Annotated in this window: 19 protein-coding genes and 1 pseudogene; 2 read left to right on the top strand and 18 right to left on the bottom strand. The window is 36.9% G+C overall.

Features of this window, described 5'->3' with window-relative positions; genetic code table 11:
- Positions 1 to 42: 42 nt before the first annotated feature.
- The 16 genes and pseudogenes from JCM10512_RS00875 to JCM10512_RS21805 form a co-directional block, all read right to left on the bottom strand.
- Positions 43 to 1,542: a TolC family protein gene (locus JCM10512_RS00875; protein ID WP_044159483.1), complete on the bottom strand. Its 1,500-nt coding sequence runs from the start codon at positions 1,540 to 1,542 to the stop codon at positions 43 to 45.
- Positions 1,543 to 1,544: 2 nt separating this feature from the next.
- The gene (locus JCM10512_RS00870) at positions 1,545 to 4,619 is read right to left on the bottom strand and encodes an efflux RND transporter permease subunit (RefSeq protein ID WP_044159480.1); all 3,075 of its coding nucleotides are present in this window, start codon (positions 4,617 to 4,619) and stop codon (positions 1,545 to 1,547) included.
- Between the two features lie 46 nt (positions 4,620 to 4,665).
- Positions 4,666 to 5,766, bottom strand: a complete 1,101-nt coding sequence (locus tag JCM10512_RS00865; RefSeq protein WP_044159576.1) for an efflux RND transporter periplasmic adaptor subunit — start codon at positions 5,764 to 5,766, stop codon at positions 4,666 to 4,668.
- A gap of 177 nt (positions 5,767 to 5,943) precedes the next feature.
- Positions 5,944 to 7,547 (bottom strand): annotated as a pseudogene (locus tag JCM10512_RS00860) (O-antigen ligase family protein).
- A gap of 137 nt (positions 7,548 to 7,684) precedes the next feature.
- Positions 7,685 to 8,842: a hypothetical protein gene (locus JCM10512_RS00855; RefSeq protein WP_044159476.1), complete on the bottom strand. Its 1,158-nt coding sequence runs from the start codon at positions 8,840 to 8,842 to the stop codon at positions 7,685 to 7,687.
- Between the two features lie 122 nt (positions 8,843 to 8,964).
- On the bottom strand, positions 8,965 to 9,852 hold the full coding sequence (gene lepB / locus JCM10512_RS00850; protein ID WP_044159474.1) for a signal peptidase I: 888 nt from the start codon (positions 9,850 to 9,852) through the stop codon (positions 8,965 to 8,967).
- Positions 9,853 to 9,860: 8 nt separating this feature from the next.
- Positions 9,861 to 10,745 (bottom strand): DUF1573 domain-containing protein, encoded by an 885-nt coding sequence (locus JCM10512_RS00845; protein WP_148298217.1) that lies wholly within the window; start codon positions 10,743 to 10,745, stop codon positions 9,861 to 9,863.
- Positions 10,746 to 10,869: 124 nt separating this feature from the next.
- A complete protein-coding gene (locus tag JCM10512_RS24765; protein WP_369346454.1) occupies positions 10,870 to 11,364 on the bottom strand; it encodes a hypothetical protein in 495 nt (164 codons plus the stop codon).
- Positions 11,365 to 11,366: 2 nt separating this feature from the next.
- Positions 11,367 to 11,909, bottom strand: coding sequence for a 6-bladed beta-propeller (locus JCM10512_RS24760; RefSeq protein ID WP_369346453.1), 543 nt, complete (start codon positions 11,907 to 11,909; stop codon positions 11,367 to 11,369).
- Between the two features lie 104 nt (positions 11,910 to 12,013).
- Positions 12,014 to 12,286: an NVEALA domain-containing protein gene (locus tag JCM10512_RS21810; protein ID WP_081741180.1), complete on the bottom strand. Its 273-nt coding sequence runs from the start codon at positions 12,284 to 12,286 to the stop codon at positions 12,014 to 12,016.
- Positions 12,287 to 12,584: 298 nt separating this feature from the next.
- The gene (locus JCM10512_RS00835; protein WP_148298216.1) at positions 12,585 to 13,856 is read right to left on the bottom strand and encodes a hypothetical protein; all 1,272 of its coding nucleotides are present in this window, start codon (positions 13,854 to 13,856) and stop codon (positions 12,585 to 12,587) included.
- The gene (locus tag JCM10512_RS00830; protein WP_044159468.1) at positions 13,786 to 14,502 is read right to left on the bottom strand and encodes a hypothetical protein; all 717 of its coding nucleotides are present in this window, start codon (positions 14,500 to 14,502) and stop codon (positions 13,786 to 13,788) included. The genes JCM10512_RS00835 and JCM10512_RS00830 overlap by 71 nt, the downstream gene beginning before the upstream one ends.
- Positions 14,503 to 14,856: 354 nt before the next feature.
- Complete coding sequence (locus tag JCM10512_RS00825) at positions 14,857 to 15,474, bottom strand: BF3164 family lipoprotein (RefSeq protein WP_044159466.1); 618 nt, start codon at positions 15,472 to 15,474, stop codon at positions 14,857 to 14,859.
- 12 nt (positions 15,475 to 15,486) lie between these two features.
- Positions 15,487 to 15,879 (bottom strand): hypothetical protein, encoded by a 393-nt coding sequence (locus JCM10512_RS22320; protein WP_148298215.1) that lies wholly within the window; start codon positions 15,877 to 15,879, stop codon positions 15,487 to 15,489.
- A gap of 403 nt (positions 15,880 to 16,282) precedes the next feature.
- Positions 16,283 to 17,278, bottom strand: coding sequence for a 6-bladed beta-propeller (locus JCM10512_RS00815; protein ID WP_044159459.1), 996 nt, complete (start codon positions 17,276 to 17,278; stop codon positions 16,283 to 16,285).
- Between the two features lie 15 nt (positions 17,279 to 17,293).
- Positions 17,294 to 17,575 carry an NVEALA domain-containing protein gene (locus tag JCM10512_RS21805; protein ID WP_081741179.1) on the bottom strand — a complete coding sequence of 94 codons (282 nt, stop codon included), beginning with the start codon at positions 17,573 to 17,575 and terminating at the stop codon, positions 17,294 to 17,296.
- 394 nt (positions 17,576 to 17,969) lie between these two features.
- Between JCM10512_RS21805 and JCM10512_RS00810 the strand changes: the two genes are divergently transcribed.
- Together JCM10512_RS00810 and JCM10512_RS00805 are read left to right on the top strand one after the other, a co-directional pair.
- On the top strand, positions 17,970 to 18,842 hold the full coding sequence (locus JCM10512_RS00810) for a transglutaminase-like domain-containing protein (RefSeq protein ID WP_044159456.1): 873 nt from the start codon (positions 17,970 to 17,972) through the stop codon (positions 18,840 to 18,842).
- Positions 18,821 to 19,984 (top strand): hypothetical protein, encoded by a 1,164-nt coding sequence (locus tag JCM10512_RS00805; protein ID WP_044159453.1) that lies wholly within the window; start codon positions 18,821 to 18,823, stop codon positions 19,982 to 19,984. The genes JCM10512_RS00810 and JCM10512_RS00805 overlap by 22 nt, the downstream gene beginning before the upstream one ends.
- Before the next feature lie 28 nt (positions 19,985 to 20,012).
- Here the strand turns inward: JCM10512_RS00805 and JCM10512_RS00800 are convergent, their stop codons facing one another.
- Both JCM10512_RS00800 and JCM10512_RS00795 read right to left on the bottom strand, forming a co-directional pair.
- On the bottom strand, positions 20,013 to 21,968 hold the full coding sequence (locus JCM10512_RS00800; RefSeq protein WP_052517055.1) for a discoidin domain-containing protein: 1,956 nt from the start codon (positions 21,966 to 21,968) through the stop codon (positions 20,013 to 20,015).
- Positions 21,965 to 22,411: a hypothetical protein gene (locus JCM10512_RS00795; protein ID WP_044159450.1), complete on the bottom strand. Its 447-nt coding sequence runs from the start codon at positions 22,409 to 22,411 to the stop codon at positions 21,965 to 21,967. The genes JCM10512_RS00800 and JCM10512_RS00795 overlap by 4 nt, the downstream gene beginning before the upstream one ends.
- Between the last annotated feature and the right edge of the window lie 10 nt (positions 22,412 to 22,421).

Raw genomic sequence — 22,421 nt, 5'->3', positions numbered from 1 at the left:
AAATCCGGAATATCTCTTCCTAGATTTGCCCGGGTCGTCTAACTATCGGATGATATGTCCTCCATTAAAATCAAAGCGATCGGACAAGGATAGGTTCGTCGCAAAGTCAAATAGCGTGAGGCGTCGGATTTTATAATAATTCAACCAATAATTTTGCAAAGCAGAAATGTAGTTGCGTTGTGCCTGTTGCTGGCGATTGAGCGAGAGTGTCAGACTGCTAATATCTGCCTTACCTATAATAAAACGCTGTTTAGTTTCATTGTAGGCAAGAATAGAAAGGTCTAACGCTTCTTCAGCACTAGCTATTAGCTGTTGTTGAATATTAAAATCGCTCACTGTCATAATCACCTCCTCCTCAATATTGATTTCATTCTGGCGAGAGGAGATCTTCACCACATTGAGGTTGTTGCGTGCCATGTTATATTTGCCTTTCCTAACCCCCCAATCCAATAACGGCACAGAAACACTCACCGCTATCAGATCTTGTTGCATAGGTTTATGATATACATCTCCGAAATTATCGGCCACTTGATTGAAACCGATACTCGCATTCACACTGGCATTAAAACGGGCTTCCTTCTTTGTTTTATCCACGCTCCTCTCCGCCTCCAGTATGTTTTGTTTCAATTCGAGTAGTTGCGGATTATTGCTTCTTCCCCACAGAATAGCCTCATCGACAGGGATTTCAACACTTTGCGAATGTGAAGGAAGTTCCAACTCAATCTGTGTATCCTTATCAAGGTTCAAGAAAGAAGCCAATGAAAACATGGCTCGTTTTAAATCACTCGCCCGGTTTTGCAACGTGTTCTGCGCATTCACACGATCCAGTTTCAACGTCAACAGATCCGCCTGAGATATCGCAGCAATCCGATGCCGTTGTTCTCCGATGCGATACAATGTATCGGTAGAGCTAAGATTCTCTCGAGCCAGTTTATATTCTGCTTGTGCCATAGCCAAGGAAAAGAAGTAAGTCGTAGCTGTTTCCGATACTTTCTCTACATTATAAAGAAATTCCTTTTTCACTCGTTCGTATTTCAACGGCTCGATCTTTCTCTCCCATTGAAAAGAGTTGTAACCAACCAGGCTTTGCGAATATCCGATACGTATAGGTACACTGGTAAACTGAGTCGTGCGATTATCTCCAAAATTGCGCATATAGGCTAAGTTGGATTCCAGATAGAAAGTACCTCCGGTTAAATCGAGATTCTGCCGTACACTTAAACCTCCATAAGCATAATAGGACTGCTGTCTGCGATAGACATCCAGGTTCTGTCCCGAATCATAGCGCTTGGTTATATCCCGATTGTATTGAGCCGGCGTCATATCTAATGTCAAGCTCGGCAAGCGATTGGCACGATATGTTCGGTATTGCCAATAACCGGATAGATACATATTTTGCGTACGAAAAGACTCTAGTGAACTATCATTAGCCAGACTAATCGTTCGACTCAAGTCTAATGTCAGCCGTTTTTGTGCCTGTGCGGAAAGATTAACTCCCCATGCTATTGCCAACAATGCGACATAATAATAGAATTTATTCATATCTAAGCGTGTTTTTTCCGATAAATAAACCAATAAAGTAAGGGTACAATGAACAGGCTCACCGCAGTGCCGACCAGCATGGTACCAATCATTGCCACAGATAGTGGTTTCTGCAATTCTGATCCGAGGTCGGAAGAGAACAAGAGTGGAACCATAGCAAAAACGGTTGTAAGTGACGTCATGATAATGGGACGCAAACGTCGACGCCCCGCCTCATGAATAGACTCGACAAGAGGCATACCGGATTTACGCAGTTCATTGATCGCATCCAGTTTCAAGATGGAGTCGTTAATCACAATACCGCACGTGACAATTAAGCCGATAGCCGACATCAGATTCAATGTATATCCGCATAGCCAAAGTAACATCAGCGCAAAAGCAACGTCTATCGGGATTTCGACTAAGACCAGCAACGGTTGGAGGAAGCTTTCAAACTGAGCAGCTAGAATGAAGTACATCAATAGCAAAGAAACTAGCAGAATGATAACTAGTTCGTCGAGCATCTCTTTGTTAGAAAAGAAGCTTCCCGAAAATCCCGTATCCCAGTCACCGGTATCTTGCGCGACTTGTTTTGCTTCTTTTATCAGTTCTTCGGCATGTTTCACTCCATAAAAATGAAATGGAACATATTCGCCGTTACGACCGGCAGTAATACTTTTCAAATCCTCCGTAGGGGCTACGGTGATTAACTCACGAAGAGGAACATACGCTATTTCGCCCTTATTATCGGGTAGGGTTTGTATCAGCGTTTCCTGCAACACATCATTCACCGTTTTCTCATCACCGGCTACACTGATCGGTAAATACTGTTGGTAAGAGTGCAACATGGTTACACTGTTTTCGCGAAAAGCTGTTTTCAACATCCGATATAACTCATTATAGGATATGCGATAAAGCAGTAACTTCTCTTTGTTGATACTCAAGTTCAACTGGTTTTCAAAAGCAATACCGATAGGAACAACTCCCGCTCGTTGACCTAACTCAAGCTCGACTTTCCGAATAGCCTCTGCCCGAGGTGCTTCTGTCTTATCACGTGCATAAAACTCGGCAACCACATCCGGCTCACCGGTTACAAAAAGCTTTTCAAATACCGTTTCAGGTGGGAAGAATGAGACTACAGCATTCGGATAGGAATCTGTCAGTTTTTGGTGCACTTTCTGTTTTAGAGGTGCAATCTCTTTGGAAGTCTCCGTACGAAAATACAGTTCAGCTTCCGAAGATGAAAGTTCCCTCTCTCTGTTTAATATAAAGTCTTGATGTCCGATGGACGCCGTCTGCTCCAGTGTTTGCGCACTTAGTTCCTTGAAAAGTTCATCAATGCGTCGTTTGTTTTCATCTACGTGAATATTCTCATTCCAATCAATCCGTACCATGAGTTCACTCTCCTCCACAGTAGGCATTCGCTCCTTATCAATAAAAAAGAAGAAAAAGACACAGAAGGGGACGGAAATAAGACAAAAGAGCACACTCAGTGTCTTATGACTAAATACCCAGTCGATACCTCCATCATACATGCGAAAAAGAGTACGATCCTTTATCGGATTATTGAACTTAAAAGAAAGCCATCTCCATTTTCGAGTACGGACTCCGGTACGGTAAACCAAATAATAGAGCACCGGAAGTAATATAATGCCGGTAAAGTAAGAAACCATCAACCCCACAGTGACAGCAAATGCCTGGTCGAAGAAAATAGCACCGGCAATTCCACTCATAAAGATCAGTGGTATAAAGACGGCAATCGTTGTCAGCGAAGAACTCAACATGGGTGTAATCACCTCGTTGGTACCAACTATACAAGCACGACGCAATGAATAGCCTCGTTCACGATACTGAGATATATTTTCGGTAACCACTATCGAACTATCAATCATCATTCCCAAAGCCAGAATTAATCCAGCCAACGATATGATGTTAAGCGACATATTGAAAAGATAGAAAAGAGTGAAGCAACTCACGATAGAGACAAACATACTAATACCGATCACCAGCGGAGATTTCACATCACCCAGAAAAAGGACAGCAATCAGGCAGATAAACAGAAAGCCCAGAGACAGGTTTTCTTTTAAGTTATAAATTGTATAGTCTAATAGTTCCGTTTGATTACGGCTAATGCTGAAGTCAATATCCGGATACACCCGCTGGAAATGCCCCATAGTCCCCGCCAATGCTTTCTTCATCTGATCCATATTCTCATCAGCCTGCTTGATAACCGCCAAAGTAACAGCACGTTTACCATTGGACACAGCCATTCCCCGCTCTTTGACAGGAATAATGTGTATCCGGCAAAAGTCTTTTAGCTGCATAATGCGTCCTTCTTTACGAAGATAGATATTCTCAACGTCCTCCGCTGTACGCAGCAACGTTGAAAACTTTATGTTGTACTCATAGTATCCGTCACGAACCGTCATGCTGCCGGGCTCTACATTGTTGGTTGAAAGAACAGATTCAATATCCTCAATAGTAAGCCCCATGATGCCCATTTTATCTTTATCCGGCACAATCTGCAACTGTTGCTCCAATATTCCGGTAACATCAACCATAGCCACCTCGGGGAGTTGTTCTATTCGCCGCTTGATAACCGATTCGGCAAATTCACACAATTCTAGAAAAGACTGTTGCTGGGTGCTACCATACGCACTGTCTTTCTTCAATGTCAAATTCAGATAAAACACAGGAATATCTGTTGCACTAGCCTTAACTACCTTGGGACGTGATACATCCTTAGGTAAGTAGCTCATTGCCGCATCAATCTTTTCATTTACTTCAATAAAGGCTAGATTGGTATTTGTGCCATATTCAAAAGAAAGACGAATAATTCCTGCTCCATCTCTTGACTCACTCTGTATATCCTTCAGTGTGGAAACCTGAATCAGCTGTTGTCGTAAGGGTTTAACAATCGTATTCTCCAGTTCGCGTGCGGAGGTGTTTGCAGCAGATACTTGCACCGTTATTTCCGGAATGGCAATATCGGGGAGCAGCGATATGGGCAATGTATAATAAGTCACCAAACCAATAATGAAGCTAGCAGTAAATGCCATCAACACAGCGATAGGACGATGAATCAAAAATTTTATCATGAATATTTAAGTGTTTTTTATTATTTACCCTACCCTTCCGAATGCATTATTCGGCATGCATAGTAGCTTGTACTTCTGCCTCATGCGCCAAGTTCAAATTACCAGTAATAATAACTGTGTCACCTTCAAGTAGCCCATCCGCAATCCCTTTCTGCGATTTATCGGAAACAACATACTCGGTGGCGTTTTCTAATCCTGTATGTACATAATTCCACATAGCTTTGTCGTTACTTAGAGTAAACACGACCTGTTTGCCCGAACGCAAGACAACAGCCGTTTTAGGTATCACCAGTTGACCGCCCAAGGAGCGACGTACACTCACTCGCACATTCATGCCACTAAACAACTTATCTTGTCCATTCACCGCAGCCTTTACCTTTACCATCCCATTGACATCTACCAACGGATTGACTTCGGATACACTCCCTTCATAAGAATCACCGCCGGCATAGGGAGTAACCGAAACTTTGTCTCCCATCTTGATAAAAGACAATTCGCTCTCTAATACAGTAAAGTCCGCTTCCATTCCCCGTGTGTCGATAACCGTACAAAACACCTCAGACGTATTGGCGGGATTATGAGGTTTTGCGAATAAGTTAGCCACTATTCCATCAAAAGGAGCTACCAACGTAGCATGCTCTAGCTCTCTCTTTATCAACTCATACTGTGATTTTGTTTGGTCATAACCACTTTTCACCTTGGCAAGCTTCATCGTTTCAGCCGGTACTTTACTAAAATCATCCGATGTGTACCCCTGCCCAATCAGAACATCCTGTAACTCCAAGCTTGCTTTCGCTAAAGCATCTTCCGCTTGAGCCATTTTTTGTTCAAGGCGAAACTGATCCAACTCTGCCAACTTTTGGCCTTTACGTACTCGATCCCCATTTTTTACGTAGATACGAGCAATGACTTCACCTGTCTCAAACCGTAGATCAGCTTTACTGCGCGCATTCACCTTCCCATTACTTATCAGTTCGTGGTGGAAGTCGCACCGCTTTAAGATCTGGGCACTCACTCTATTATCGCCATCAGGAAGAACTGTAGAAACTCCTAGTTCTTTTTTATCAGCATCACTCTTTTTGCCAGAACAGGCAACTACCAGACTTAAGGCTACAGATAGTAAAAGCCACGTAAATTTATGTTTCATCATATTTTAATGTTTGTTTATCTTAGTATAGTCAACTAGCTAACATCAATCGTTTATTTGCAAATGTAAAAAATAAAACACATTAATCAAGCTGTATGGTTAATATTATAACTTACAAAGTGCATCTCACTCAGATATCTTATCATCTTTTATTTCATTATTATCTATTCACTCATATTACCGTTCGCTATGATCAATTATTAATTTCCGTACCTCTTCTCGCATCTCCTTTATAGCTGTTGATTGTACTTTAGGTTCTTTTGTCAATACTATAGAAGCTGTTTGCTTAAACTTTTCCAGGTTCTGAAATTCCGGTTCGGTATACAACTTCACCAATAAGTAATACGGATAAATACGTCCCGGAAGACGATGCGTAGAACGTATCAACATTCCTCAGCCTTTTCAAACTCACCCAATGCATGGTAGTTCTTACCAATAATATTCAGAATCATCGGATCACTGCTATACTGAATCGCTTCTTTCAACATCCTTATAGAAGAGTCATATACTTTCAATTTATGCAAACAATGACCATATTCAAAAAGGAATGCTCCTCTATTTTTCAACTCAGGATATAGCACCTCATATTCTTCCTTAGCAGCCTGATAAGCACCAATATTATACATCATTTTAACACGGAACCACTCCTTACAAGCATCATATTGATTACTCTTTAAGCAATAAGTTCCCAAAAGAGCTACTATCAAACTAAAAAATATCAATGAAATTTTGGAACGACTTATAACACAAGCGGCCAATAAAAAGAAAATAGCTATAGCAAAACCGGGAATTTGCATCGGATAAGAGGAAAAGGCAAATACCAAAACAGAAATCACGCCACCACAGATACCAATCTTTTGTTCAGTAATCCCTTTCCAAAGGCAAAACGCAATCAGCATTAAAATAAGAATAAGGAATGGAACTCCATATTCCACCGCTATTTGCAGATATTCGTTAAAAGCATATTCCGGACTTCCTGCCACCAACTCTTCCGTTTTTGTATAGCTTCCGGCAGCAAAATAACTCTCCTGTGCCATTCCGTAAACTGAAGCAAAAGTTCCACTTCCATGGCCCCACAAAGGGCTTTCGGCAATAGCCAGTCCACTTATTTTCCACATGAACAGACGCCCGCTAGCCGAATCAGCCTTTAAATGGAAAAGGGCATAGCCAGCCATTAACAATACAATCCCCCCAGTGATAATAGCGGCTAATGCCCTTCCCCTATATTTTCGTCCTATCTCCTTTATTCTACTTCCCCAGGAAGCATGCATTCCATATACCCATGCACTCGAAATAGTAGCAGCAATCCATGCCGAACGACTCATACCAGCAGGCAGTACACAAACAATCAATAAAATCACTCCTATCGACAAATAGCACTTCCCCTGCTGCATCCATCGACGCTCTCTTACATTTTTCACATTCAGCCATTCATGCAAACAAATCGGAAATACCATCGCCAAGTATCCCGAATAGGGGCCGGGATTGTAGAAAGAACCTGTAAGGGCATACAATGCATGGTTTGAAACAGCCAAACCATATAGTTGCCTCAAACCCCAAATTGCTTCAATTCCACCTAATGCAATCAATACCCATATAACAAATAAATGAAAAGAGAGACATTGTTTCTCATTCATATTAAAATAAAACAAACAACCAATAATAAACACAACAGACATATATCCTAACCATAGTTTTTGATATGACATATCTCCGACAGCAATGATGGTTGAAGTGGGCAAAAGTAATACCGCTAGAATAGCGATAACTCCCACGAGCATTATCAAATTCCCTATATGTTTTATTCCTATTTGTATCAATTTAATATTTCATTCAACAAGTAATTCAGGTCCTAATATCGTTACATAAAAACGCTAGCATCAGAAATAATATAGTATTTTACCATTTTCGAAGATTATCATTCTGGAAAAACTAAATCCATCCTCAAATCATCTGTCGTATTCTGCTCATCCAGTGCATTATCTACAAAAAGAGCAATACCATCACTTAATACATTCCACCCTGTATAATAGCTATATCGATGCTTAGCCAATTTAACTTCACAAACCACCTCAAAAGCCTCATTAAACAGCATCAAATATAAATCTCGATCATTTATCAATTTCTCTAGGTCTCTATTCGCATCAAATTCTAGTTTATCGATATGCAAACGCGCATACATTTTGACGCTTGGAATATACATTACATCATAAAAATGAGGATTCTCAATTCTATGCCTTTCCAAAGCGGCATAATCCTCCGCTAATGTAAATTTCTCAACTAAATTTGAAGTATAACGACTTTTCGCCGTGATCACTTTATTTTCATTGGTAAGTATATTAAGCGTATAAATAGAAGATTCTATCGGATAGTTATATATAATATTCTCACCAACAAAATTAACATTAGGCGCATCCATATAAGTATATCCCTCACTTATATCAGGCACGATCTTTGAGGGCGAAAGCTCATAAGTTATTGCACTCCTTTCACTGTCCACAAAGACCTCTTTTATGCCAAAAGAATTAGAAGATAGGTCCTTTACCAAAAACATCAATGATTGACGAACAGCATTATAATACAAATGCGAAGTATACATTGCGTAATTAGTATTAATGAGTAACTGCTCTGTTTCTTTCAAATGCTTTCTCAAACTAACCGTTTTTTTTATTGTTCCGGTAGAATCTACTAAAAAAATAGATTGAGATTCATCAGATAACCATACCGAATCTAAAGTATGAGCATATATCCCCGATAACCGAGTAAGAGCATCAGGACCGTCACTAGATAGTTGAGTTTGAGTAATTCGTTTTGTTCTTAGATCTATATAATCTAATGAATGTAATCTATAGTTATAGCCTATAAGGATATCCATAGAATCCAAATGAGTAGGAGAAGATAAATAATATGACTTTAGTTGTAATATGTTTTGTGGAGGAAATTGTATTTCCTCCACCTGTATCCCAACTTTATTATTATCTACTGCTCCTCCCTTTTTTACTCCTGTACATGATATTAATATCACAAAAAGCATAAAGAAGAATACATAAGCAATATGTTTAGCACGTAAGATCATTTATCTTTTTTTATTTGTTCAATTATCATAATTGGCGACTCCAAAAATAGGCGAAACGAAAGTAATTGCACAAAAAACAGGCTGACTATTTCGGACCAATTGCTTTTAGTTCGTATCTCTGCCTATTTAATTTTTTTCATGACACGTTCCCACAGGACTTGCCCAGTATATCTATTTACAGAACTCCAAATATATGTAGCTTTACCTACAATATACTCTTCAGGCAACATGCCCCAATAACGAGAATCCTGAGAGTTATCAGCCTTATCTCCTGCTACAAAATAATAGTTCTTTTCAAACTGATATTCGTTTATAACACTATCACCAATCATTACCGCATCATCCTTTACGGTCACTTTCCTTTTCTGCTCCCATCCTAGCAATTGTTTATACAAGCAGCCATTCTCACGATTCATCTTTACCACTTGCCCTTGCTTGGGCACAGGTAATGGGCCAAACTCTAACACCGTCCACCCCATTATTTTATCACGGGGAAATGCTCTTAATACAATAGTTTTCTCATCTTTCGCCAACATTTCAGAAATTTGTCCCTGTGCTCTCGCATTTCCTAATATTTCATTCACACCACGAACTTTAAAAAGACCTTGCCGAATTTCTAATGTATCACCTGGAAGAGCCACACATCGCTTTACATAATATTGCATCACATCAAAACGAATGCTATCTTTTCGTTTCTTCTCATAAGGAAAGTTGAAAACCAGAACATCATTTCTTTGCAATTTATCTAGGCTAGGTACTCTGTAAATGGCAACATCTTTGTTTTCTAAAGCAGCAGAAATATTAAATAAACGTGCTCCCATAACCATTTTATTCACCAGAATTTTGTCACCCGCTTGTAAAGTTGGCTCCATAGAATCGGATGGTATCTTGAACGAAGTAAAGCAAAATACTTGCAGAACTAATGCTAGCAAAAACAAGAGACACAAGCAAAAAGATAGATTCAGCAAGCTATTGCAACATTTTAGCAGAATTGTCCTCACTTCATTCATAGGCTTTCCTAATCAGTTAACGCATTTCCAGTAATGTTTAATAGTAAAGGCGATTTCTCTGCATTACAAAAGACTTTAACACTTTTATTAAAATATCCTGGTTGGTCCGCCTTATATTTAATAGAAAGCTTAAGTCCTTTTCCGGGTAGCACCGGTTTTCTACTATATTCTACAGTAGTGCATCCACAAGAAGTAACCACATCAACGACTACTAAAGGAGTATCTCCTGTATTAGTTAAAGTGAATTCGGTTACCACTTCTTCCTCCGAAGGGAAACTTCCCAAGTTAGCTACTGATTTATCCTTTTTCACAGTTGTATTTTTATGGGGAATTTGTTTAAAGGTTTCATCTCCTAAAATGACTTTTTTATATAGTTCTTTCACTTTGGGATTATGAATAGGATTGCCGATAGCTAGAACTCGGTCATCTTTATCAAGAAGGAATGTTTGAAAATTCTCATCCTTCGGAAAATGGTTTATCTTATTTAATGTATCAATCTCATCAATATAAACAAAATTAGTAAAGTGTTCTCTTTTTAAAAGCCGAGCTAGTACTCTCTCATCTTGAGAATTAAAAATAAAAATAAAATCTAGCTTATGTGGAGTTATTGAATCAAATTCCGCAATCAGTTCTTTCCACTTTGAAAGTTGCAACCTACAACTGAAACAGCCTGTAGAGTCCACATAATTGAGTATAGTGTATGGAAAAATCGATTTATCACATTTCGTTATAACTGAATCTTTGGAATATGATGTAAAACACATTCCACTAGGATAGTAGACTATTTCGCCCAACCATTCATTTAACAAACGAACAAATCTTTGTTTCTCAGTTTCTTTACATGATATCATCAAGAAAAAGACACAAAGCAACCCTATTATTTTCTTAATCATTTTAGGTAATATTTTAGTATTACAGGATTATCATCTTCTTTCAATTGCTTCATTTTATCAATATTTTCCAAAGACATTAAACTAGTATCCACAGATACAGGAACCTCTTCTGGTTCACAAATACTCAATAGCACATTATCGACATAGCAAAGCAAGGAGGGAACATAATAGGTTTTTTATCTTTCGTTAAAAAGGACTCTTTCGATTTTCTGTTAAAAATAAAAGTATTTCCCGGACGTTTATCTCCCTGAACTAGATACACATAAACATAATCATCATTGAAAAATTTGATTAAAGGATAAATATAATCAGACTCTCGCACAGCATTCCACCTCTTATCGACCTCATCTGCCAGTTTTTTTCTTTCCTTATCTGAATCAACTCTTTCTTCAATCGCACGACCAGGTAAGTCTTCATCTTTTATTTCCGCATCTCCAAAATCGAGATACATAATAGGAGTCAGCTTCATCTCCTGTTCATCAACTCGATAAAAATAATAATTAATACCCGGAGGAATAAAATAGAAATTATTTCCGACTTTGTGAAAGCACTCTCTGTCCATTGAATTTAAAGAAATCGTTCCACTATACCTCACATTCTTTGTCACTTTCGTATCCATATTTACGAACAAAACCTCTTCACCTGCCCACAGAGTAGGATAAGTGAAAACATAATATGTAGGCTCAACGCCATAAATTTGTTAAGGACAAACTCAGATTTGACCTTTTTCTTAGATATAAGATTGAAGCTAGGACTATATGTATATATTAAACCATAGGGGTCTAAAAGATCAACTCCTTTTAAATCAGGATTGAATTTTATATCTAGTGCCATATTATACTCTTGAGGACCTTGCCCTTGCATATTTTTTGAATTAGCAATAAAGCGACCATCTCCAGTGAACGTAAACACAATCTGGTCCCTAGTATAAAGTGCATACATATCCATTTCCCTGTTATAAATTACTTTTTTGCCTATTTGGGTTAATGATGAATCATTCGTCTCCAGAGGAATTATCTCTATTTTTCCAATGAAGGAAGAAGCGTTCGCAAGCATATCATTTACTGCAACCGGTATGGTTTCAATCTCAATAGTTACATTTTGCTTACTAAGAGAACATCCGTAAACAATTGCCAATAATAAAATCAGTCCTATCTTATTCATATACATTATTTTTTTATGAGGCTATCCCCATTATATTTTTCCATTTTATTTAAAATTAAAGCACAAAAAATAGTTGAATAAATAGCCTCATCTCTTCATTTAGATTAACAAGGACTCAAACATGATTCGTGTTGATAACCAGAGAACTCACAATCGGGCCAGTTATGCACTGTACATTCGATTCTTGAGATTCGCCAACAAACCCCTCCTTTTCCATTACATGTGACCTCCAATTCTGGTAATTCATAATCACTTGCTAATGCCTCTATATTAGCCAAAGCAAGATCAGACAGGTTATCTTTGTCTTGCGATACATATATACCATAGCCTATAGCCATAATAAATAAAAATACTATACTTAACGTTTTCTTTCTCATAATAATAATAGTTTAATTAAAAAAACTGAATTTGTCTCTTCAATAAATAAACAAAACAAATTTGTTATAAAGCCAAATGATTTTTGCGTTTGCCTTACCTCCTTTTTGATGGTTAAAAAGCAAAGGATATGAAGTGCTCGGCAAGACTCAACATTTATCCCATTACTCTTTGAAAATTTGTTTACTAATTCTCTTCTCGTCAAAAGTAAGGGATAAGAAACTAATAATCAAAGAACAAGCCTGACCATTTTAGACCAACAGCAATTACATGGAATATTGTACACAAAGAGATACAGAATTACATCCAGACTTGCCTTCCGCCTTCATAAATAAAGATTCGTTCTTCTTTTCCTTTTGTACGATTTCTCAAAAGTAACAAAGACCGTTCAGGTACACTATCATATTCAAGCGACATATTAGTTGCAATTCTACGTCCTAAAGAAATCCACTTGTGATCATAATACAACAACTCATACTCCTGCCGAAGTTGAATGAAATTATCATCATTCTTGGGGTAATAGACTATTTTTTGTATATATTTTGGGGATTCTAATGCGAGTCCCACCCAATAACCTGTTTGTTTACAGCTAGGACAAGTCTGCATATCGCTATCAAAACAGTTTTCCAATGCAGTAGCTTTTTCACCGACTACTTTTCCTAGTAGTCGCTGTCCATCACTCCAAAATTCAATTTCAGCCAAAGGCGTTCGACAATCAGTAGGACATACATAACGTATATACTTGAATTTTTCATCAGTATTAAGTTCTACAATGTTCTGAAAAAGCGGGGTCGACCGTATGGTATACAATATTTTCGCATGTTTGAAATCTGAAGAGTGACTACCTTCAAAACGTCCTTGAAGCATCTTTCCCCATTGATTGGTCCAATGCGTAAAAAATGGATATTTTCTATGTAACAATACTTTTTGTTTTGTTTGCAGATCCGGTTTAAGAATAACTTTCCGCCCATCAATTCGCAATATGAATGGATATCCTAAAGGAGTAAGAACTCCAGCATTTAGCTCCACAAGTTGATAAACAATAGAATGGCCAACATTACGAAATGTAAAACCATTCCTTTCGCGAGGCGCCCATGCAGCGAGCTGCCAATCGCGGCCTGTACGGAAGGTACACAGATATGCAACCTTAGCTTTTGTTAGAGATACAATAGAAACACTGCTAGTCAAAGCATACTTATCCGACACATCCACACTAAAAGGATTGGCTAAATTCCAAGGTATATATTTCAAGAAACTAGGATCTTCCTCCCAACTGAATCTATAGATACTACGCCAAACTTTGCTGACTCGCTTTATAGAATCTATCACAAAAGGATAATCAGATTCAAGTATATGAGTTGGTTTGAACATTGATGCATCAATTCTATTTCCAGTGCGGAGCACAGAATCTTTATCCAGAAGTGTATAAGTCTTCCCTTGATAAGGAAGTGCAATCCATGTATGCCCTACTTCACTATAGTTTGCCCATGAATGTACATAATCATATACAGCCGGTATACCAACTGCGCGCAAAGCATTTCCTAAAAGCAAAGATCGATCTCGCAAAGCCATAGCCGTATTTATTAAGTGATAATATATCCATCACATGCGGACAAGCAACACTAGATTGCGACATTTTCTTATTTACATATTTGCTGATCAACACAAATGCTCGTTGCATATCTGTCTCTTTTTCTATAATTGGAGAAAAGTGTAAATTTAAACTATCTCGCCAACTTATGGATAGCGGTTCATCCGCCAAACGATATGGCAGTATATAATGGCAAAAAGTATTATAATCAACCTTCTCACGCCAAGGAGACAACTCCCATACTCGGAAGGCACTCTCTATGTTTCGTATAAGAAAATCAGATGTTAGCGAATGCGCATCAAGCACGAACTCCTGTTCATCCGGCATCTGCGATTCCTCCCAAAATTTACGCAAAATTCCTCGTCCTAATACTCTTCCTCCAGCAGCAATTTTCTTTCGATACATCTCCTGTCTTTCACTCCACAAATATCCATGATAAGGCATATTTGCAATGAGGAAACATGCTGCTCTTAATTTTAGAGAATCTTTTGGATCTTTATAGTAAGCAAGCACTTTCTCCAGTTCCGCACGGTTTGTCCCCGCATAATCAAGCGCCACTTGTACTTCATTTTTTGAACAACCAGTATATAATAGATAAAAGGCGATTAAATATATAAAGTTTTTCATACTTCAAAAGACATAATTTCAGCATCAATACTATTTATACGACTATATCTACAAAAGACATTTTGCAGCTCCATATCAAATTCACATATAATAAGATGCAGGAAGAATACCAAATTTTATTTTTTTAACAACTTTATTAGCTCACCAAGTTTCAGATAAGCAAACTGAATTTCGTCATTCATCTGGAGTATAAGTCGTTCATTATCCAGTAACAATTGCTTATAATAAAATCAGTTCTATTCATCTCAAATAAAGGGTTATTAAGCTTTTCAAATCTTTTATATATCAAAAGAAACAACTTCAGCATCAATAGATATAGCATAAATCATTTTTTGCTTTTCATCTACAGCAAAACTAATAATTAGGTGTATCCAGTGTGTACTTCACCATTACATTCCCATTCAAGGAAAAAACATATAGCAGTTTGGAATAAGAATAATGCTCTTTATCTTTCTTATTCTTACCTGAGTATAATGCATAAATGTTATTGTTCGTAGCTTGGACAGCAAGGTACGCCCTTTTAGTTTCTTCTGATTTGACGAGAGTTGATCTTTCAATTGAACGCTTTGTATCAAATTTTAGATCAAATTCTTTTTCCGGACCTTTCAACATTTTCTGCAGATTACCTTTTGAATCATAGATTTCGATCAGATCTAAATAACGACCGGCTAAAATAACTTTCGACCGATCTGGAGTCACACACATCCTTGTTGACAAAATATCCGCCAAGATACCCTCATTATAATTCTCTTTAAAGATCAAATCGGGGTTTACAACCGATTTCACTAATTGGGCATTAGAGTCATAGATAAAGAACCTATCTATATACTTGGAAAGACTGCTTATTACAAATCCACCCTCAATCCAAACAGGATTATCCAAACCTGGCAAATTCGAATTACGTAAATTCAAGACATCAGTATCTTCAGCACTCTGGAATAGAAAACGGTTACTCAGTTTGTCAAACGCCATGCCTGTCCACAATTATTTTGTCATATCAAAAGTCCAAAAGCTCAAAGAGTCAACAGAAGCACTAATACTTGATGCTGACAACAGTTCTGTAGGGGCATTTCCTTTAAGAAAAACACTACCCAAGTATTTCTTATTGACCGTAGAAAAGCAGCGAACTAATGTATCTGAAGTTACTGTAGAATCAATCGTAAATAATAAGGAATCAAATAATGCTATCCGTGTCAGATTTTGTATCACAGAATCATTGAAAGAGACTGCATTCAATTGATCCACACGAGTAAACGACTTATCTTCAAATTTATCGCATGAAACAATGTCTACTAAGTCGCTGTGCATAGAAACATCTGACTTACATGAACAAAATGCAAGAAAAATTCCGAATAAAAACATGTAACCTTCTCTCATAAATTTTCTTTTAAATCAAAGCAGTGATACTATTTCTAAATATATTTCATAAAACAGTGAGTTTCCAATAAATATCAAATCATCTATCACTTGTTTCGTCAAATGTAAAAGATAAGAGAGAAATAATCAAGAAATAGGTCTGACCAATTCGGACCTAGTATAGTTGCATGGAATATTGTACACTTCACTATTCAGAACAAGGCTAATTTTCCATGCACTACTTCCATGCTTTACTATCCATGAAAAAAAAGTCAATATTGCTGTGCACTCTCAACTGAAGATTTAGTAGTTACTGGCTTCGTTCTTCGAGTTCTGCCTCACCCCGGAATGAGCATTTATATTATGCTAATCCATTACAAGAGATAAAACGATATATCTACGCAAGCTATCGTAATTTCTTATTCTAAAATGTGAAAATATCGATACTCGATTTCGATGCATTATGGGCATATATTTTAGTTCCTCCAACACAAAAAGAGTCATATACATTTTCGGAAAGTCGATAAGTAGCGATATGCTTCAATTCGCTTTCAGACGCATAAAGCACAGCCACATCATGACAGAAATATTTATCCTGTTTACGCGTTCCGATTAATACATATAAATGATTATCCGTATAATAAGCATCTTGTATAATAGTAAAATAACTCCCCGGATTCTGCAAAGTGTTCTGATAGGCTTCCATCATCTTTTCTATTTCAGGGACTATGGATAGGTCACAATCTTGCAATAGCTTTCCTTGCATAGAATATTGTTGCAATACAGGATAGGCACAACCTATCAAAAAGAAACAATTATCTCCTTCTACAACATGCTTGGTAGCATGCCTGCCAAATGTAGGATCATCCGATATAGCATACGAACACAAAAAAATCGGTTCATATCCACCAAACATAAAAACAGGTGCCTCTTTCGCTATAACAGAATGATAGATATCCCCCCCATGAACTAAAAAGCGGGTATTGAAAGTAAAACAAATACTTTCCGGAAGATCTATTGTGTGATTGTAATTTCCCCCAGAAAAGACTTCTATGGCACGCTTTCCTTCATTTAATATATATATAGAATCATTTTCACCTAAATAGAAGTGAGCAGCACCTATAAGTTCCCCTGGTCCTAGTCCTCTCGTCCCAATGCGAGATTTTAAGTTATAGCATGTATCCAAAACAACCATTCCATCGGCATAATCTGTATAATGAATATCACCATTTGCCGAAACAGCCATACATTTTATATGTGGAGAAATAAATATTGAATCATTAAGTTCATTTAGCACTGTATCAGGAACTAAAGTCAATACTTGAACTAACCCGTCTTGTTTTTTATCTCCACAGGATATTGTTGTTAAAAGGATAAATACAAGAAAATAAAAAGTAACTTTACCTTTAATCGTATACATATATCTAATTCATTTTTAGACACAATAACTAATATTCCCATCACAAATAACATACTGATGTCCACTTGAGCAATTGCTTGTTCCAGTACATGAAACACTCCCCTCCTGCCTACCACCGTAGTAGCAATTTGCAGAAGCTGAGCAAGAATAACCACTCTCCCTATTATTTGCCAAAGCTTCTATATTAGCTAATGTAAGATCAGACAATTTAGTCTCATTTTGTAAAGTATAGATATTTAAACCAATAAAACATGCGATTACAATACCACAAATAACTCCTTTAAAACTCTTTTTCATAATACAAATTATTTAAATGTCAATATTAATAAGTAACACCTATATTTATCATTTCATCAGATCAACAAAACGAATTTGCTATACAACAAAAAAAAGCTTTACCTCCTTTTTTTTAAAAATAAAGAGTAAGGGATGTAAAGCGTTCGGCTAGACTCAACAATTCATCGCTTCACTCCTTCTGAATTTGTTTTCTATCTCTCACCTCGTCAAAAATAAAGGATAGAAAACTGATAGTCAAAAAATAAGTCGGACCATTTCGGACCAGATCACATTTAACTCATTTTTCTTTAGTTTAAAAGACCGGTCATATTTAGTCAGAAACAAAAAAGGATTATTCCTTGTGATCCTCAATATTTATCACATTCTTTGTAAAGAAAATAATCACTATTTTTCTATGAAAACAGAATATAGATGTACGCTCACCTTAGGAATAATATTCAGTTTGAGTTTCCTCTGCTTTTTTACAATTGCAGGGTGTACTTCTAAGTATGATTATATTTATCAAATAGCAAAGGAAAACAAAGAAGAATTGCAGAAGGTATTAGACTATTATAAAAAAGATTCTATTAAATACAAAGCCGCAGACTTCCTTATTACAAACATGGCCCATGGCTACCCCTACACAACCACTATGGATGAATACAAATGTTCAATAATGTCCTGTACAATAACAAAAGGAGTACAAGACTCCTTATGGAAAAAAATAAAAAGCAGACAGTCTGAACCTTTGAAAGTTACAAAAGATCAATACATACAAGATGCTCAGTCACTATCTGCTGCCTATTTAATTAACAATATTGATGAAGGATTCAACACATGGAAAAGCACTCCATGGAGTAATCAAATAGACTTTTCCACCTTTTGTCAACACATTTTGCCATATAGGATCCAAAACGAGCCCATCTCAAATTGGAGAAAAATTCTCAGAAAGAAATATGCACCATACATAGTTAATATTCAATCAGCGGAAGAAGCCTTCATTTTGATATATAATAAAGTAATGGATGAATTCAAGAAAGGGGAAAATGATTATCCTCATCAAATGGACATACTGATGCTTGACAGAATAATGAAAGGAAACTGCATGGATCGCTCACTCTACATGACAAGTGTTATGCGTGCGTTAAGTATTCCTGCCGCATATGATTATGTACCATATTGGGCTAATTTCACAAGCAATGGACATTCTTGGGTTGCTACATCCGCAATGACTCTACTTTTATTCCTACGAATGATAGACAGAGCTTGGAGTTATATGGTGTTATAGATGCCTCCCATTTCTATCAAAAAACACATAATTATAACACACAAGAATTAGCATACAATGTCGATTCCGTAAAAAGAGCAGGTAAAGTATTTCGCTCCGGATATGCAATAAGACAAGATCACTTAACCTTTATCCAAGAAAGCAAGGAAGAGATTCCAAGCCTATTTATTGATCCATTCTTAGAAGATGTATCCGCACAATACGGACTATCCGAATCTCGTGTTTTTACTACATCAACTCAGCAAAATATTTATTTATGTAACTTTATCGCCGGTAAGAGTTGGCAACCAGTACAAATCTCAAAAGCAATTAATGGCAGGCTCTCTCTCAATAATTTAAATAAGAACGTAGTCTACCTTGCTGCAACTTACTCAGCAGGACATTTTATTGCTATTGCTCCTCCTTTTTATATAAATAGTTTGGGGAATATACATGAATTCAAACCCGATCAAATAAAAAAAGTAAAAATTAAATTATATCGTAAACATGTGCTTACTTGCCACTGGACCGACAGGTGGAGCCCATTTCTTGGAGGAAAATTTGAAGGTTCAAATTCTCCTAATTTTGATCGAAGCGATGTTTTATATGAAATCAATAAATTGCCAACTGGAATAGAATATATCATTTTTTCTACGCCTAAAAAACATCGATATATTCGCTTTGTTGCTCCAAAAGATAGTGACCCAAACTTTGCAGAAATAAAATTTCTAGGAAAATCATCTTTATCCGATACTGTAAAGCATGTTTTATCTGGTAAACTTTTATCTGAAGGAATTAACGAGATTTCGTTAAACAGGGGAATGGATGGAGATTACGCTACATTTTTTAGAATGACTAATACTCCAGGAATACCCAAAAAGAACTATTGGTTTGGATATGATTTAGGAACTCACAATACATCTTTATTTACTGGAGTTGAATTTTGCCCGATTAATGATCAGAATATGATAGAGCCGGGAAATCTCTATGAACTATTTTATTTTGAAAATAAATGGATTTCCATAGGACACCAAGTGGCAACAGAAAACTATCTAATATTCGACAATGTACCATCCGGATCACTATTGTGGCTAAAAAACAAAACAAAAGGAAAAGAAGAACGTATATTCACTTATATCGACGATAAACAGAAATGGTGGTAGCCAGCTCATGTTTTATGTATTACTTTTTTCACCACCATATCTGCTCTCCATTCTCATATGTGAAAATTCTCTCCTCTTTCCCTCTTGTTAAATTATGAAGAATATAAAAAGTATTTTGAGGAACAGTATCAAATGTAATTGTCAAATCAGTTGCGACTTTTTTTCCTACACTTATCCACCCTTCATCAGTCCAATAACATAATTCATATTTATGCCCCTCCACAATAAAGTTTGAATCACTACGTGGACAGTAGCGAACTCTCGTAATATAATGCGGAGTTCCCAAATCCAATCCTATATATCCTTCTTCATTCTTAGGCTTATCAAAATATGTCTCATAATCGTTATCCATAGCATGGGTATACGGATGTGTGATATCGGAAGAAATAGACGGGAGACCAAAAATTTGCCCTGATAATTGCTGTTCCGGGTCATTCAAATGCTTCTTCCCAAAAAACTGTACTTCAGCAAGACCACCAGTACGATATAAAGCTGGTCGTACTCTTACATATCTGAACTTCTGCGATACATTAACCGATGAGTCTACAACATCAACTGGTTCTTTCATTATATCAAAAAGTAAGGACTTGCCATTAAAATATTTATCATTCGCACCCTCTACGACACCTCTCCGAATCGCCATCGCAAACATCTCCATTCTTTTGAATCGCGGATACTTTCGTTTCAAAACCATATCCTCAGAGTGTAGCTTATCAATAGATAAATACTTAACACTTCCATTCTTCTGTAAGATAAATGGAGATGTTGCAGGAATAATCCTCCCACGATCATAATAAGCAGCCATGTAACAGACATCACCCATCATTCGAAGAAAAGTAATCTTATTATTTTTTATTTTCCCCCAATAGACAGGCTTCCATTCTTTATTATCAAAAACGCAAATAATCCCATGTTTTTTAGAGTAGTCTCCGCTCCATGGATGAGTACATTTAACAGATATATCGTACGTATCGCCATATTGCGTAGTGACATCTAATTCATCTGGAGATAATAGCCAACCGGGTACATCTTTCAAAGAAGGAATCTCTTCAGTGATATTATTCAATGAATACATTTTGCGAAATATCTTAGCAGGTTTATAAGCAAACTCTAATCGATCTATTCCAAAAGCGTCAAAAGGAAAAATTCGCCCGCTATCCAGCATCAATACATTCCACTCATGCCCTTGACTCCGATTTCCCCATGATTTAACAAAGTCAATAGCTACAGGTAATCCACAGGCACGCATTACCCATGTATAAAGAGCAACGGTATGCCTACAGGCTCCTCGATGAATCATTTCCATTTTACTAACTGGAAATGTAATTGGATAATTCCACAAAGTATTACTGTTACGATAACTACGGTTATAAAAGAATTCTTTATTAAATCCAAGCAAAAGTCCCTTTACTCCACTTTTTACCGTATCACGCAAATGAGCAAACTCTTTAAAATATTTCTCTCTATATATTTCTGGTATTTCATTATTAGCTTTATAGGGTAATACAAACTCGTAGAAATCGTCAAGTTCTTTACTTACATAGCTTGGGGCAGACTCCCACGCTTGAAAGGCTTGTTCGACATTTTCTATCAAGAAATTAGCACTCAAAATTCGAGAATCCAATTTTCTCTCCATATTCGACTCCGCAAGTTTTCCACAATGGTACTCCAATGAATCCCAAATTTGAGAGAGCATAGGCGGATCTCCCTCTATAATTCCTCTTTTATTTAGTGAATCACATAGTTGGAAAACCTCATCATACTTATCTAAAAGACTCCCTACATAATAATGTTTATTGGCCATGCCTGAGAGCAAGAATTCTGCAGCTTGTTTTTTTTGCTTATCTTTTGAATAATAAGAAAGAAAAGATTCTAATTCCATTCGATTTTCTCCTGCATGCTCTAAGACATACTCAATATGAAGGGGTTGCCCACAAGATAAAAAGCTAAAGCAGAAGAACAGTAACCAAGTATATTTTGTCATTTCTTAAAATTCATAAGATACATTATAGCAACTCGCTCTGAAATACTGTCTCTATACTGCTTTGGAAAGTATTCCAATGGATATTCGTCTGTTAAGACAGTAACTAAAACGTTTGGCAGATTAGTTGCAATAGGAATAGGACATACCGGATATCCGGGAAAGTCTATCTTGGGCAAATAAAAAACCGTGCTTTCCATTGTGTCCTTTTCATAAAGAGAACATAATGCCATAGAGTCAGATGTATACCACATAGTATATAAATACCTATTTGCATCAGCTATATAAGAGAGGTACGCATAATCATCGCGAATATCCATTAAATTATCCATACCCTTATATGCGGCCAATGCTTTTCTATCCGAAACCAAATGCTGCATTTCCACCAATTTGTCTTCCTTCTTTACTTCATATAGATAGAAAACCCCTGTTATCGGATCGAACACCTTGAAACTA

The sequence above is a fragment of the Bacteroides reticulotermitis JCM 10512 genome (assembly GCF_000517545.1).
Taxonomy (GTDB): Bacteria; Bacteroidota; Bacteroidia; order Bacteroidales; family Bacteroidaceae; genus Bacteroides; species Bacteroides reticulotermitis.
Note: the sequence above shows the minus strand (reverse complement) of the source record. Positions and strands in the feature narration are given on the sequence as shown.

Coding starts and splice junctions, on each gene's coding strand:
- JCM10512_RS24760 (WP_369346453.1), bottom strand. CDS start 11,909: ATGAATAAGATAGGACTGATTTTATTATTGGCAATTGTTTACGGATGT.
- JCM10512_RS21805 (WP_081741179.1), bottom strand. CDS start 17,575: ATGAAAAAGAGTTTTAAAGGAGTTATTTGTGGTATTGTAATCGCATGT.
- JCM10512_RS00825 (WP_044159466.1), bottom strand. CDS start 15,474: ATGGCGTTTGACAAACTGAGTAACCGTTTTCTATTCCAGAGTGCTGAA.
- JCM10512_RS00865 (WP_044159576.1), bottom strand. CDS start 5,766: ATGAAACATAAATTTACGTGGCTTTTACTATCTGTAGCCTTAAGTCTG.
- JCM10512_RS00800 (WP_052517055.1), bottom strand. CDS start 21,968: ATGACAAAATATACTTGGTTACTGTTCTTCTGCTTTAGCTTTTTATCT.
- JCM10512_RS24765 (WP_369346454.1), bottom strand. CDS start 11,364: ATGGATACGAAAGTGACAAAGAATGTGAGGTATAGTGGAACGATTTCT.
- JCM10512_RS00875 (WP_044159483.1), bottom strand. CDS start 1,542: ATGAATAAATTCTATTATTATGTCGCATTGTTGGCAATAGCATGGGGA.
- JCM10512_RS00855 (WP_044159476.1), bottom strand. CDS start 8,842: ATGATCTTACGTGCTAAACATATTGCTTATGTATTCTTCTTTATGCTT.
- JCM10512_RS00815 (WP_044159459.1), bottom strand. CDS start 17,278: ATGTATACGATTAAAGGTAAAGTTACTTTTTATTTTCTTGTATTTATC.
- JCM10512_RS00810 (WP_044159456.1), top strand. CDS start 17,970: ATGAAAACAGAATATAGATGTACGCTCACCTTAGGAATAATATTCAGT.
- JCM10512_RS00870 (WP_044159480.1), bottom strand. CDS start 4,619: ATGATAAAATTTTTGATTCATCGTCCTATCGCTGTGTTGATGGCATTT.
- JCM10512_RS22320 (WP_148298215.1), bottom strand. CDS start 15,879: ATGAGAGAAGGTTACATGTTTTTATTCGGAATTTTTCTTGCATTTTGT.
- JCM10512_RS21810 (WP_081741180.1), bottom strand. CDS start 12,286: ATGAGAAAGAAAACGTTAAGTATAGTATTTTTATTTATTATGGCTATA.
- JCM10512_RS00835 (WP_148298216.1), bottom strand. CDS start 13,856: ATGGCTTTGCGAGATCGATCTTTGCTTTTAGGAAATGCTTTGCGCGCA.
- JCM10512_RS00830 (WP_044159468.1), bottom strand. CDS start 14,502: ATGAAAAACTTTATATATTTAATCGCCTTTTATCTATTATATACTGGT.
- lepB (WP_044159474.1), bottom strand. CDS start 9,852: ATGAATGAAGTGAGGACAATTCTGCTAAAATGTTGCAATAGCTTGCTG.
- JCM10512_RS00845 (WP_148298217.1), bottom strand. CDS start 10,745: ATGATTAAGAAAATAATAGGGTTGCTTTGTGTCTTTTTCTTGATGATA.